Origin of the sequence: Corallococcus sp. EGB (assembly GCF_019968905.1) — a bacterium.
In the GTDB taxonomy this organism is placed as follows: Bacteria; Myxococcota; Myxococcia; order Myxococcales; family Myxococcaceae; genus Corallococcus.
The window spans coordinates 2,197,869-2,210,689 of sequence record NZ_CP079946.1; the positions used below are offsets into that span (position 1 = coordinate 2,197,869).

The 12,821-nt window shown below is 67.2% G+C and carries 13 protein-coding genes; 3 read left to right on the top strand and 10 right to left on the bottom strand.

The window, feature by feature from the left end; all coding sequences use genetic code 11:
* Positions 1 to 42 precede the first annotated feature (42 nt).
* Together KYK13_RS09210 and KYK13_RS09215 are read left to right on the top strand one after the other, a co-directional pair.
* On the top strand, positions 43 to 4,755 hold the full coding sequence (locus KYK13_RS09210) for a DNA/RNA non-specific endonuclease (protein ID WP_223643702.1): 4,713 nt from the start codon (positions 43 to 45) through the stop codon (positions 4,753 to 4,755).
* Positions 4,756 to 4,892: 137 nt separating this feature from the next.
* Positions 4,893 to 5,252: a hypothetical protein gene (locus KYK13_RS09215; RefSeq protein WP_223643703.1), complete on the top strand. Its 360-nt coding sequence runs from the start codon at positions 4,893 to 4,895 to the stop codon at positions 5,250 to 5,252.
* On the opposite strand, the gene KYK13_RS39245 is transcribed toward KYK13_RS09215, so the two are convergent.
* The 4 genes from KYK13_RS39245 to KYK13_RS09235 form a co-directional block, all read right to left on the bottom strand.
* The gene (locus KYK13_RS39245; RefSeq protein WP_223643704.1) at positions 5,182 to 5,637 is read right to left on the bottom strand and encodes a transposase; all 456 of its coding nucleotides are present in this window, start codon (positions 5,635 to 5,637) and stop codon (positions 5,182 to 5,184) included. The genes KYK13_RS09215 and KYK13_RS39245 overlap by 71 nt on opposite strands.
* Before the next feature lie 457 nt (positions 5,638 to 6,094).
* Positions 6,095 to 6,460: an IS66 family insertion sequence element accessory protein TnpB gene (gene tnpB, locus KYK13_RS09225; protein WP_223643705.1), complete on the bottom strand. Its 366-nt coding sequence runs from the start codon at positions 6,458 to 6,460 to the stop codon at positions 6,095 to 6,097.
* Positions 6,461 to 6,463: 3 nt separating this feature from the next.
* A complete protein-coding gene (locus KYK13_RS09230) occupies positions 6,464 to 6,778 on the bottom strand; it encodes an IS66 family insertion sequence element accessory protein TnpB (protein ID WP_223643706.1) in 315 nt (104 codons plus the stop codon).
* Between the two features lie 197 nt (positions 6,779 to 6,975).
* The gene (locus KYK13_RS09235; RefSeq protein WP_223643707.1) at positions 6,976 to 8,418 is read right to left on the bottom strand and encodes a pyridoxal-dependent decarboxylase; all 1,443 of its coding nucleotides are present in this window, start codon (positions 8,416 to 8,418) and stop codon (positions 6,976 to 6,978) included.
* A gap of 78 nt (positions 8,419 to 8,496) precedes the next feature.
* Here KYK13_RS09235 and KYK13_RS09240 point away from each other — a divergent pair, with 78 nt between their 5' ends.
* Positions 8,497 to 9,930, top strand: a complete 1,434-nt coding sequence (locus tag KYK13_RS09240) for a PLP-dependent aminotransferase family protein (RefSeq protein ID WP_223643708.1) — start codon at positions 8,497 to 8,499, stop codon at positions 9,928 to 9,930.
* A 553-nt stretch (positions 9,931 to 10,483) separates the two neighbouring features.
* Here KYK13_RS09240 and KYK13_RS09245 read toward each other — a convergent pair.
* Genes KYK13_RS09245 through gvpA form a run of 6 tightly spaced genes read right to left on the bottom strand, consistent with a single transcriptional unit; the run spans position 10,484 to position 12,819 of the window.
* Positions 10,484 to 10,849: a gas vesicle protein gene (locus KYK13_RS09245; RefSeq protein ID WP_223643709.1), complete on the bottom strand. Its 366-nt coding sequence runs from the start codon at positions 10,847 to 10,849 to the stop codon at positions 10,484 to 10,486.
* 34 nt (positions 10,850 to 10,883) lie between these two features.
* Positions 10,884 to 11,210, bottom strand: a complete 327-nt coding sequence (locus KYK13_RS09250) for a gas vesicle protein K (RefSeq protein WP_223643710.1) — start codon at positions 11,208 to 11,210, stop codon at positions 10,884 to 10,886.
* 48 nt (positions 11,211 to 11,258) lie between these two features.
* On the bottom strand, positions 11,259 to 11,480 hold the full coding sequence (locus KYK13_RS09255; RefSeq protein WP_223643711.1) for a gas vesicle protein: 222 nt from the start codon (positions 11,478 to 11,480) through the stop codon (positions 11,259 to 11,261).
* Positions 11,477 to 11,758, bottom strand: coding sequence for a gas vesicle protein GvpG (locus tag KYK13_RS09260; RefSeq protein WP_223643712.1), 282 nt, complete (start codon positions 11,756 to 11,758; stop codon positions 11,477 to 11,479). The genes KYK13_RS09255 and KYK13_RS09260 overlap by 4 nt, the downstream gene beginning before the upstream one ends.
* Positions 11,755 to 12,564, bottom strand: a complete 810-nt coding sequence (locus KYK13_RS09265) for a GvpL/GvpF family gas vesicle protein (protein ID WP_223643713.1) — start codon at positions 12,562 to 12,564, stop codon at positions 11,755 to 11,757. Before KYK13_RS09265 ends, KYK13_RS09260 begins: the two co-directional genes overlap by 4 nt.
* Before the next feature lie 30 nt (positions 12,565 to 12,594).
* Positions 12,595 to 12,819 (bottom strand): gas vesicle structural protein GvpA, encoded by a 225-nt coding sequence (gvpA, locus tag KYK13_RS09270; RefSeq protein WP_223643714.1) that lies wholly within the window; start codon positions 12,817 to 12,819, stop codon positions 12,595 to 12,597.
* Positions 12,820 to 12,821: the final 2 nt, after the last annotated feature.

The following is a 12,821-nucleotide window of genomic DNA, read 5'->3' on the forward strand; positions in this document are numbered from 1 at the left end:
TCTGGAATCCATCCGGGCGAAGCCGCGCGTCGAGCCGAAGCCGTGCGTCAGGCCGCTGAGGCCGCGCGCCTCGCTGCGGAAGCCGCGCGGAAGGCGGCGGAGGCCGCGCGCAAGGCGCTTGAGGCGGCGCAGAAGGGAGTGGCGGCCGCGCGCCAGCAACAGGCCGCCGCGCAGAAGGCCGCCGCGGATGCGCAGAGGGCCGCGGCGGCGCAAGGACAGACACCCGAGGGTGCGAAGCGGACGAAGGCCGCTGCGGATGCCGCAGTGGCCGCCAACACCCAGGCGAAGGACAAGCTGGCCAACGCGGAGAAGGGGCTCCAGGCCGCCGAGGAGAAGGTGGCCCTGGCGGCGAAGAAGGCCGAGGAGGCCATGGGCAAGGCGAACATGGCCGCCACCCAGGAGAAGAAGACGCCGCCCTTCACGCAGAAGGACCTCGACAGCGTCAAGCCGAAGAAGAACGAGCTGGTCTCCGCCTTCGAGGGCACCAGTCGCCGAGGGGAGCTGGAGAAGCTGCTCGGCACCGTCGCACCGCCGTCGACCCAGCCGGTCGCCACCTCGCAGCCCGTGGACGGTGAGAAGCTTCCGGCGGCGCTCGACGCGGTGGACCCGAAGGACATCGAGGCCGCGCTCAAGCTCGCGGATGGACAGACGTACACGGACCCGTCCAGCGGCGCGAAGTACCAGGTGAAGAAGGACGCCACCACGGGCGACACGGTGCTGTCCGACGCGAAGAACGGAAATACAGTCACGGTGAAGCCAGACGGCAGCTACACCTCCACGGTGACGTCGCAGGGGAAGACGAAGTCCGGTGGCACGGTGGACTCGACCTGGACGAAGTCGTCCGACGCGCGGGGCCACGCCACGAGCCTCCAGTCGCGGAAGACGTCCACCGAGCAGCACCCGGAGACGGGCGCCACCACCACGTCCGCCACCACCACCTACGACGCCAGCCGGTCGCCTCCGGTGCCGCAGTCGCGCACGGAGGAGATGCGGATGGAGAGGCCTCCGGCGGCGCTCGCCCAGAAGCCAGGCACGCCCCAGGGCCCGACGACGGTGAAGACGGAGACGCAGTTCGACGCGCGGGGCCTGCCGACGAAGCAGACGAAGACGACCGAGGTGCGCACGCAAGGCTACAACGCGGGCGCAGTCAACGACTTCGAGGCCTCGCAGGGGAAGGCCCTGGGGGATGCCTCCAAGGGCGCGGACCACCACAAGGCGAACAACCCCGCCACGTCCCTGAAGCCGGGCGAGTCCAGCCTGACGCTGACGGAGGAGACGCGCTACAACGCCAAGGGCGAACCCGCCGTGTCCACGCAGAAGACGGACTCGGTGGAGCTCAAGCCCGCTCCCAAGGATGCCAACGGCAATGGCGTGCAGGTGGTGCGCCGCCAGCAGGAGGTGACGCGCGGCCCCAAGGACGCGACCTCCACCGACTCGCTGCCCGCGGTGTCGTCTGGGACGCCGGGCCACATGAGCAGTCGCACCACGGCCACGTCGTATGACCCGGATGGGTCCACGTTCGAGAAGGGCCATGCGAGCCGCACACAGACGGTGTCGCAGGCGTCGGGCACGGTGGATGCGAATGGTCAGGTCCAGCTGAAGCACGAGCCGTTGGAGGTGAAGAGCCTCCAGGAGGCCGGCAAGAACCGCTGGAAGTACGACCACGTCAGCTTCGAGGTGGATGGCAATGGCAAGCCGGTGCAGGGCAAGGAGCCGAAGAAGCTCGACAAGGAGCGCCAGCTTCCCTTGCTCCAGGACATCAAGGACTGGGCCGTTGACGGGCTGAAGGACCTGGCGAACGCGGCGGGGGACCTCGCCCGGGACGCGCTGAGCTTCGCGAAGGAGGAGCTGCTCAAGCCGGTGGATGCGGCCATCGACCAGATGACCGGGCCGGTCGAGGACCGGCTGGCGGATGAAATCAAGCAGCTCAACAGCCCCGGCGATGCGCTGACGTTGAGCGGCAACCTCGACGCGAAGGTCGGCCTCAAAGGGGGCATCGGGGGCGAGATCGAGGTCGAGATGACCTCGGATGGCAAGTACCAGCTGTCCGCCGAGGTGACGGGCGACGTGGGCGTGGGCGTGGTGGGGTCTGCGTCCGTGTCGGGTGGTGGCCGTATGGAGATGACCTTCGATACGCCGGAGGAAGCGGCGAGGGCGGCGATCATCCTGGGCAAGGGGCCGGCGGCGATTGCCTCGGGGGGCAAGGACCAGAAGTTCATGCTCGACCACCTGACCGCGATGGAGGTGAGCCTGGGCGTCGAGGCGGAGGCGGGGCTCGAAGGCAAGGTGGGGCCGTTCAACGCGGACCTGTCCGCGAGCATTGGCGCGACGCAGAGCTACCGGGTGGAGTTCGAGAAGGGCAAGCCGACGCACCTGGTGAGCACGGTGGAGGTCGAGGGCTCCGGCGCGGCGATCCTCGCGGCAGGCTTCAAGGGCAAGGTGGGCGTCGAGCTCGGCGGTGAAGTCTCGGGGACGGTGAGCCTGGAGACCCGGATTCCGCTCGACGCGAGCAAGGTGGACGCCACGGACGTGATGTCGTTCATCCACAACCCGGTGTCGGCGGCCCTGGTGGATTCAGCGGAGACGACCATCTCCATCGAGGGCTCGGTGGACGCGGGGAAGGAGGGCCAGTTCTTCACGGCCGAGCTCAGCGGGCTGAGCGGTGAGGAGCTGAAGGGGGTCGCGAAGAAGATGATGGCCGGTGATTTCGAGACGGCCTTCGACGGGGTGCAATACGAGTCAAAGACCACCTCCGGTTCGTACAAGGACCGTGAGGTGGGCGTGGGCGCGAAGCTCGGCGTGGTGGACTTCGAAATCAACGCCCGGCACCGCGACATGACGGCCGAGGGCAGCGGTGGAGAGGCGGGGCCCAAGGTCAGCGCGGGGGGCGACGGCGAGGGTGGAGGCAAGACGAAGAAGAATCGCGGCGGCGGTGGGACGTCGGGGAGCAGTGGCTCCAAGGGGAGCGATGGGAACTCGCCCACTGGGGGGAGCAAGCCCTCGGGGAGCGCGGGAGGGACGGACGCGTCCTCGAAGCCCGGGGGCAACGCGACGACTGGCAAGGGACAGCAGCCGGGGACGATGGCGAACGCTCCGACTCCGGAGCAGGTCGCGCGCCCGCCAGCGAACCGGCTGCCTCCGAACGCGTACCGGGTGAATCCCGCGACGGGGCAGCTCATCCTCGCGCCGGGGTCGCAGCAGCCTCGCGCTGAGCGGCCCGCCACGACGGAGGCGCGGCCGGCGACGCCGGAGCGGGCGACCGACAACACGGGGCGCCCGCCCGTGCCGGTGGTGCGCAATCCCCAGCTCCCGGGCCGCACCACGCGAGTGCGCTATGACGATGGGAAGGTCCGAATCGAGGCGGGTCCGGGCGCGACGCGTGAGGACATCCAGGCGCACCTGGAGACGGCGCGCATCCTCCAACGCTATGAGGGGGCGATGGGGAAGGTGCGCCAGCTCATCGATAAGGTGAAGCAGGCCATCACGGGGATGCCGGGTTATGGGAGCCAGGGCTTCGAGTCACGGTTGGAGGTCAAGAAGCTCTCCAGCATCCTCAAGGACCTGGAGGCCATGCGGGCGCAGCTCGAGCAGAGCATCAAGGGGGCGACGAACATGCTGACGACGGCCACGGCCGCACAGCGGGCAGAGCTGGAGCGCCAGATCTCCAGCGTGGAGAGCCAATTTCGGACGCATGCGGCGCAAGTGGACTCCCTGGTGGAGGGGAGGGGCTATGTGGCACGAGAGGACGAAGTTGCGCCCGTGGTTGATCCGGATGAGCGGCTGCCTCGGGGCGTTGATGCCTGGGTGTCCGAAGTCCTCCCTCCCCTCATCAAGCCGAAAGATGTGAAGGTCCATGTGGCGGGGATGCCTCCGGCCCCCGGTCCGGGAGCGCACTGGGATGGTGAAACACTGCGTGTGATAGATTCTGGTGGGATGGGCGAGTTTGTTGTGAATCGCGAGAGAATAGGCAGCCTGCCGGAGGGAGTACCTCCCTGGGTTGCCAGGGCGATTCCGCCTCACATTCAGCCGGGAGCCTTGAGGATCGAGGCGAGCAAAGTCACCACGGGCAAGCCCAATGACAATCTGCGTTCCCCTGAGCCCAATACCGCGTACTGGGTGGATGGAAGGTACCTTTACGTGACGGACAGCAGGGGACGAGTTGCCTCCGTGGAAGGCGACCTCTACCTCGTGGAAAAACAGGTCCGGAGCCGCGACCAGAGTAAAGCGAACAAGCTGTATTTCTACACTGAGTCCGGGACGCGGGTTCCGCTCATGGATGGTGGCGCGGGGGGGCAGCCATCGAAGTACCCACACGATGAGGGTGGGCATCTCATCGGCGCGCAATTTGGAGGGCCGGCGGAATTCATCACTTACGTTCCGCAGACCCGGTATCAGAATGGCTCGGTGACCAAACTGCCGTGGGACCCCCGCCTTCGCAAGGACGCGAATGGAGACGTGATTCCGCCCAAGGATCGTGATTACATTCTCAACTGGCATGAGCTTGAGATGGACTCGGCCAAGCGTCTCGGCGGGGGGGATTCGATTCGGGTGAGGATCTTGCCACAGTTCATTTCTGCGTCGACGAATCGCCCTGATGCAATTCGAGTTGAGGCGTTTGTTAGAACTCCTGAAGGTGAAGTGGGTCGCAATGATTGGGTGTTTGGAAACACCTCTCGCATGGATAGGTTTGAAAAAGACAAGCCCGAAGGCCAGGGGGATGAGGGTGGGGTGGCGCCCAGGGCAACCGCATCTTGAATGGCTGAATTCATTGATATGTGATGTGCACCTGAAGAATCCCCTCGTCTAGCGAGTTGATCAGCACACGCTTGGTCGGCGGCTGTGTGCGAAGGCGCTGGTGTCAGCGCAAAGAGGCGGTCACCCTGACGCGCAAGGTGGCCATTGACGAAGTGCAGGTGCGGGCGTTCCTGACGGAAGTGTTCGAGGAGGACCTGCACGTCAAACGAATCCTGTCCCTGTCGCACGCGCCGCTGGGGGCGGTGCAGGCGACGAGCCTGTCGGTAGCGGCCATCGGCAAGGCCATGGCGTGGGCGCGTGGAGAGGACGTCACGTCCAAGCACGCGGTGAAGCAGGTCGACCGGCTGTTGTCCAATGGGGGCTTCGACGTGTGGAGGCTCTTCGCGGCCTGGGTGTCCTTCGTACTGTCGGAGCGGACCGAGGCCGTCATCGCGCTGGACTGGACGGACTTCGAGCAGGACGTAGCCGTCCGGCCAGTGACGTGCCGGAAGGATTGAAGACGGACCACGACCGTGCACGGCGGGCGCCGCGAGGAGCGAGCTGTTCAGGGACTGGGCTGGAGGGGCGAAGCGGGCGGGTCGGCGGTGCGTCGCCGCATCCACTCGTGGGGTAGCAGTTCACCGATATGAGCCACTGCCCCGCCTCATTCTGGGTGAGGAAAGTCCAGAGGTAGCCCCGCTTCGTCTTCTTCACGTCCAGCATGCGCAGCGGCGTCTCGTCGGCCCACACCACGTCCGCGGACGCAATGCATTGCAAGAGGTGCTGCGAAAGAGGCAGCAACACCGAGGCGGCCTTGTGGAAGAGGTCCGTCAGCGTGCTGCGAATCATGGGCACGCCGCCTCGCTCCACGCGCTCGCGCCAGCCGGTGCAAGGGCATGGCATCCGCGCACTTGGACGTCACCACGTGCGCGAGGAAACCTGGGCCGTACTCGCCCCGGTCCACCACCCTGGCGGGCGCGGGCGCCTTCAAATCCTCACTCCCACACGCGGGGCAGTGGCGCGCTTCAGGTGACACCAGGTGCCGTACCTCGCGCGTGGGCGCCTGCTGGGCCTTGAGCGCGGCCCGCTCGCGACGCTTCGCGAGGGCCGCCTGCGTCCGTGACGCTTCGGCCTCGGGGCTGGGTGACTCGCCTCTGAGCTCCTCGGCGACAGGGGCAGCTTCTCCGCCTTGCGGCCGAAGACGCGCCGCTCCAGCGCGGCCATCTTCGACTCCAGCGACGTCATCCGCTCGCGCAGCTCCTCGGCTTCCTCCCGCCACGGGCAGAAATGGTCCTGGGGAAGCTCGCGGGGCACCGGGTGCCCATTCCGCGCTGTCAGCCTTCGCGCCCCCGCCGGGCCTTCAGGAGGCCGCGCGCCCGGGCGGAGTCCAGGCCGGCGGGCGTCGCACGTCCGCCACGTCGAGGCCGTCCAGCAGCATCGCCAACTGGGTAGCCTCCAACTGCACCGCTTTCGTGTCCGCGTCCACCCGCGGCAGCCGGAAGCGGCCCGTCTCCAGCCGCTTGTAGAGAAGCACGAAGCTGCCCCGGCTCCACGTCAGCACCTTCACTCTGTCGCCCTTTCGCGAGACGAAGGCGAAGAGGTGGCCCGAGTAGACGTCCTCGCCCCACGCCGTGCGCACCAGAGTCATGAGGCCGTCAATCGACTTGCGCATGTCCACCGGCTCCACTGCCAGCACCACGCGCACCGAGGCAAGCAGGGCGAACACGGCTTACCGTCCCAGCGCCGCGACGAGATGGGCCACGTAACCGACGTCGGTGCCTACCGCGAATCGCACCCGCGCTCCGCTCGCGGCCACCACCTCCAGCACCATTTCCGTCGCCGCGGGACTCCTCGCCACTTGCACCGGCAAGAGTCTCACGGCTTCCGCTCGCGACGCCGCGCTCCGCCGATGCCGGTGTACCCACGACTGCAACGTGCTCAGCCGCACGCCATTCGCCAACGCGAACTCCCGCTGCGTCTGCCCACTCGCCTCGAACGCTTCAGCGACGCGCGCCCACGCCGGCTTCTCCACCTGCTTCGCCATGCCCCGAAGCGTCCGACGCGCGCCGCTACCCCGGCAATCCCTCACCGCACGTCATTGGCCGGACGGTTACGGCCGGCCGCTGTAGTGGCAGCAGGCCGGCCAGTCTTTCCCATTGCGCGTCGGTCAGTTCTCCCAGCCTCATGAACGCCGGGCGCCCTCAACCTATATCGCGGACACGCCCTGGGCCGGGCGGGCCCTCAGCCGGAGAGCTCCTCTCCCAGCGCGCGCAGGTGGGCGAGCAACCCCTGTGTCTCCGAGGCCGTGGCTCGGTGGTTGACGAGGCAGGCCCTGAGCGCGGTGTGTCCCTTCAGCTTCGTCCCGGTCAGGAAGTACGTCCCTCGTCGCTCGCATTCCTCCAGGAGCCGGTCGTTCAGCCCGTCCACCGCGTCCTCGCCCAGGGCGCGCAGCTTCTCCGGGGCGTAGCGGAAGCACACGATGGAGAGTGGGGCGGGAGCCATCAGCTCGAAGTCCGGGGACTGTTCGATGTCCGCCGCGAGTTGGCGCATGAGCCGCACGTTGTCCTCGATGACCGCCGCCAGCTTGTGGCTGCCGTAGACCTGGAACTGCATCCAGACCTTGAGGGCTCGGAAGCTGCGCGACAGTTGGAACGTGTGGCCCATCCAATCCCAGCGCTCCTCGCTGTCGCTCTTCGCGCGCAGGTAGGGCGCGGCGTAGCCGAACGTGTTCCGCAGGCTCGTCCAGTCCCGGACGAGGGCACAGCCTGCTTCGAAAGGGACCTGGAGCCACTTATGTGGGTCGAGCGCGATGGAGTCCGCGCGCCGCATGCCTCGGAACAGTTCCCGTGTGAGGTCCACTGACGCCGCCGCCGCGCCGTAGGCTCCGTCGACGTGGAACCAGAGGCCATGGCGCGAGGCCACGTCCGCGAGCGCGTCGAGGTCGTCCACGCTCCCGGTGTTGACGGTGCCGGCGTTGCCCACCACGCAGAAGGGGCGCAGACCCTCGCGCTGGTCCTGGAGGATGAGTGCCTCCAGCGCCGCCACGTCGACACGATAGTGGGCGTCGACCGGAATCTTCCGCAGAGAGCGGCTCCCGAGGCCGAGCATCTGCACGGACTTCATGACGCACGAGTGGGTCTCCGCGGAGGCATAGAGGGTCAGCGGACGTCCGGCCTGCTGGCAGCCCTCCTCGCGAGTCTCGGGGGCCTGGGCGTCCCGGGCGACACGCAGGCAGTACAGGTTCGCCTCGCTGCCGCCGCTCACCAGGGCGCCCCCCGCGTCCTCCCGGTAGCCGATGAACTCCGACAGCCAGCGCAGGGTGGTGCGCTCGATTTCGGCCGCCGCGGAGGCGAGGTGCCACTTCGCGTGGTTCACGTTCAGCGCGGCGCAGAGCAGCTCCGCCAGGATGCCCACCTGACTCCCACCGGACATCACGTAGGCGAAGAAGCGCGGGCTGATGTTCAGGGTGGAGTGCTCGAAGATGAAAGGGATGTCCCGGGCCAGCACCTCCTCGGGGGCGCGGCCTTCCGTGGGCAAGGGCCCAGAGAACTGGTCCGCGACGAGTCGGGGCGAGCTGGAGTGGGTGACCCGCTTCTGTTCCAGGCCGGCATAGAGCGAGAGCACCTGCTCACAGGAGCGCTCCAGCAACTGGCGGAAGCGGAAGAGGTCGAGGTCGAGTGTCATGGCCGCAAGGTAGAGCTGTCCGCCAGATGGATACAGATGCAGAAAACGGAATCCCATGGGATACAGTTGGGGATGCCCATGGCCCGGACGAAGTACGAGCGACTGGCCGCCGAGCTCGAGCGGCAGATCTCCAGCAACCTGGTGAAGCCCGGCGAGCGACTGAGCTCCGTTCGCGAACTCAGCCGCGTGAAGGGGGTGGGGCTGAACACGGCGGTCCGCGCGCTCGCGCTCCTGGAGGACCGGGGGCTCATCGTGTCCAAGCCCCAGTCCGGCTTCTACGTGCTGGGGCCTCGTTCGGCCCCGGACGTCGTCACCGCCCCCCCCATGCGTCCGAGCGTCCCGCAGGCAGTGCAGGTGCCGGAGTTGGTCTCCACCCTCTTCGAGTCGGCGAAGGACCGGGACATCCTCCCGCTGGGGGCCGCCTGCCTCTCCTCCGAGCTGTACCCCAACGAGGCCATCAACCGGATGACGCGCCGGGTGGTCCGCGAGCAGCCCCGACTCGTGGGCGGCTATTCACTGCCGCCAGGGGACTTCGAGTTCCGCCGGCAGGTCTCCCGTCGACTGGAGCGGTTCGGCACCTTCGTGGCGCCCGCCGAAATCGTCGCCACGAATGGCGCCATGGAGTCGCTCGGGTTGGCGTTGCGCGCGACGTGTGCGCCGGGCGACACGGTGCTCATCGAGTCACCGCAGTACTTCGGCATCCTCCAGGCGCTCCAGCACCTGCGGCTGAAGGTGGTGGAGCTCCCCTCGCACCCGGTCGAGGGCATCCGGCTGGAGCAGGTCGAGGAGGTCCTCGCGCGCCGGGGCATCGCCGCGGGGCTCTTCACGCCCAACTTCAGCAACCCCATGGGGACGTTGATGAGCGACGAGAAGAAGGCCGCGCTCGTCGCGCTCTTCGCGCGACACGACGTGCCGCTCATCGAGGACGACATCTACGCGGAGCTGTCGTTCCAGCAACTGCGCCCCAGGGCGCTGAAGGCCTTCGACACCCGGGGCGGCGTGCTGACCTGCGCGTCGTTCTCCAAGACGGTCTCCCCGGGGCTCAAGGTGGGGTGGCTCGCGCCAGGGCGACATCTGGAGGCGGTGCAGGCGCTCCAGCTCGCCTCCTCCATGGGAGGCAGCCCCGTGTCGCAGCGGGTGATGGCGACCTACCTGGCCTCGAAGGAGTACGAGCGGAACCTGCGGGAGCTGCGGCTGCACTGCTCGGTGCAGGTGGAGCGCTTCTCCCGGCACCTCCTGGCCCACTTCCCCGAGGGCACGCGGACATCGCAGCCGAAGGGCGGGTTCGTGCTCTGGGTGGAGCTGCCGAAGCGGGTGGACTCGGTGGAGCTGTACCGCCGGGCACTCGCGGAGGGCATCTCCCTCTCTCCGGGGACGCTGTTCTCCACGCGGGACCTCTACCGCCACTACATCCGGCTCAACTGCGGCAACGTCTGGTCCACGAAACTGGAGCAGGGGCTGACGCGGTTGGGGCGTCTGGCGACCCTGCTCGCGAGGGCCCGCCCGTCCTAGATCAAAAGGCGTGTGCTGCGGCACTCGCTGCGTACAGGGCCGTGCGGGATTCACGATTCGTCGTGAAGGATCGGGTGCTGGAGAACCTGGCTCTTCGTCAGCGACTCGCAGTCTTTCGTGAGAAGATGGACTTCTTTGTCATTCCGACTGCGACGTTTGGAGTGCTGTTGGGATTTGGTGATGCGTCAGCATCCCGTGAGGACTGGACTTGGCGCCCTGGCCCTGGGCTTCCTATCGGCCTTGCTCTTGCCAGCCTCGGAGCTGGAGCGCGGCGCTGACAAGCATGCCGCGGGAAAAGCGCGGGGCTTGTCCGACGGCCTGGATGCTCCTGGGCACCTTGAGGAAGCCCTGTCGACGCTACGAGAGGTGGCGGCAGACGCAGCGGCCGCGCAACTGGCTGCGTTGAGGCCCACGGGAGAGGAAGGAGCCCCGCGGCGCATTGCGCGGGAGCATCCCCCAAGGGCTCCGCTCTTGAGCACGAAGACGATGGCCTTCAGCGCCGCCCGGTCGCCTGTCCGTGAGCGTTCGCAAGTCCTGCGCATGCGGCCCCTCCCTACACCTTCCTGGCCTTGGGCGCGCGCCTGGTCGCGGTGGAGGGCTTGGGTGTAGCACGTGGGACCGGAACCGCCGCGGGCGCCTGGGCCTCCGGGAGCTGCTGTCGCGCACGGGAGCTGAAGTTGGGGTTGGTCGTCCACCAGTCCAGGCCCATCTCCTGCGCCCGCTCCACCGAGGAGATGACCAGTCGAATCTGGATGGTCAGCAGCTCGACGTTCGTCAGATTTATCTTGATGTCCCCGGTGATGACGATGCCCTTGTCCAGCACCCGCTCGAGGATGTCGGCCACGGAGCTGCTGCGGGTCGAAGCGGGCGGGTAGTTGCGCTGTGGGGGCGTCGTCACGTGATCGTCGGTTTGGGCCATGGCTCCTCGCTCTCTGTCCGCTGCTTGGCCAGTCTCACAGCGTCGTGCCCAGCGGCCCGAGGTCCAGATTCAGGTCCTCGTCCGTCAGGTGGAATTGATTCTTCAAGGCATCCATCTGCTCCTGCAGGCGCAGGAAGGTGACGCCCAGCCTTTCAATCTGCTCTTCACTCAGTGTGCCGGCGTCGATCCGGCGCAGCGCCTGCCTCTCCAGCAGTTGGCGGATGAGCTCGACGACAGCGAGCACCAGCCGCACCAGCCCGGCCTGGACGTTCTCCTCGTCCAGCTCCAGCTTGGGCGGCTTCGTCGACTCCAACGCCCGAGAGAACTCCTCCACCGCCTGTGGTGTGCCCTCGACCGCCATCGTTCACCTCGTCTCCCATCCCGCGCGTGGGCGGGTCCTCCACCTGCCTCACTGCAAGCGCTGCGGATGTTCGGGAAGGGTGCCTACCTCCAGCGCCGTCTCCACCGAGGTCAACAGCAGCCGCAGGCCCAGGTAGATGAGGTCCACGTCGGCCACCGAAATCACCAGGTCACCGCTGATGACCACGCCCTTGTTGAGCACCCGGTCCAGCAACTCCAACACCGAGGCGCGCTCCTGCTGTGCCTCGGGTGTATTCGCCGGCCCGTTCATCTGTTCTCACCTCCAGGGCCTGTTTCAGGAGTCGCAGGCCCTGCCCCCTCCTGCGCTCCCTTCACCGCGTCCAGGCGGTCGAGCAGCTGCGACTCCTGCTCGTTGAACTGCTCCTCCGTGATCTCGCCGCGCTCGAGCTCCTGGTACAGGTCGCTCAGGCGGGTGCGGAGGTCGGTCTGCTCCTTGGCCTGTTCGTCCTGCACGGCCTTGTGCACCGAGCGGAAGATCCACGCGATGCTCCGGACAGGGGCCATCAGGATGTCGTCCAGGATGATCATGGCGCCCCCTGCGCTGGCTCCTCCACCTGCTCGAAGTGGATTCGCAGATGGGTGAAGTTGTACGGCGGCCAGGGGCCGGTCACGTCCACCTGGAAGTTCTCGGGCAGCGTCGCGCCCAGTTTCTCCACGGTCGCGTTGAAGGCGTTGACCTTCTTTTGGGGCACCAGCGCGGCCAGGTTCACCACCTCCGACTCATTGCGCGGCTCGTTGACCACGGTCTGCCTGGCCACGGACTTGATTCCATCGAGCACCTTGTCGGCGGTCGCCTCACGGAAGCCGTTGAGCTGGTCGACGAAGTGCCTCCCCAGCTCGATCTTCTCTTCGCGCGACGGTTCCCTCTCGCGGTAGAGGTCGTCCCGCATCGCCTTGAGCTCGGGGAAGGCGTTGACGTAGTACTCGAACGCATTGGGGTCGCTCAGCCGGATCCGAAGGCCCAGCTCCACATTCCCTCTCACCGCACGGAGCTGCGTGAGGAAGTCGTTCGCGTGCTCGGCCAGCAGATTCCGGACCTCCCGCTCGCTGCCGGCAATGATGCCGAACGCGACCGGCAGCATCGGCGCCTGGTCCATCACGTGGCCCAGCACTGCGCTGTGGGTGCTAAGGTGTTTGCGCTCCGGCCGAAGCGTCTGCTGCTCGATATCGCTGACGATGGCCGCCAGCTCTCCGGATGTCACCGGGTGCACGTCTGCACCCTGGATGCCGGGAGTGTCGAGGTTCAGCGAGTCGACCACCTCTATCGGAACCACCGCGTACAGGTAGCGTCCCTCTGGGGTGGACTTCTCGTGTCGAGTCTTGGCGCGTGGCATGACGTTGTCCTTTCCCGCTCAGGTGGAGATTCAGACCGCGGCAGGCGCAGCCGCTGCGGAGGTGAGGCCAATGGCGTCGGCATACTTGAGGTAGGTCTCGACCGAAGCGATCACGACGCGTGCCTCGATAGAGAGCACCTCGATGCCGACCAGCGAGACCTTCACCCAGGCATCGACCACGATTCCCTTGTCCAGGATCCGGTCGATGACGTCGCCCAGTGTGGACGTCCCGGTAGAAGTTGAGACGTTTGCCATAA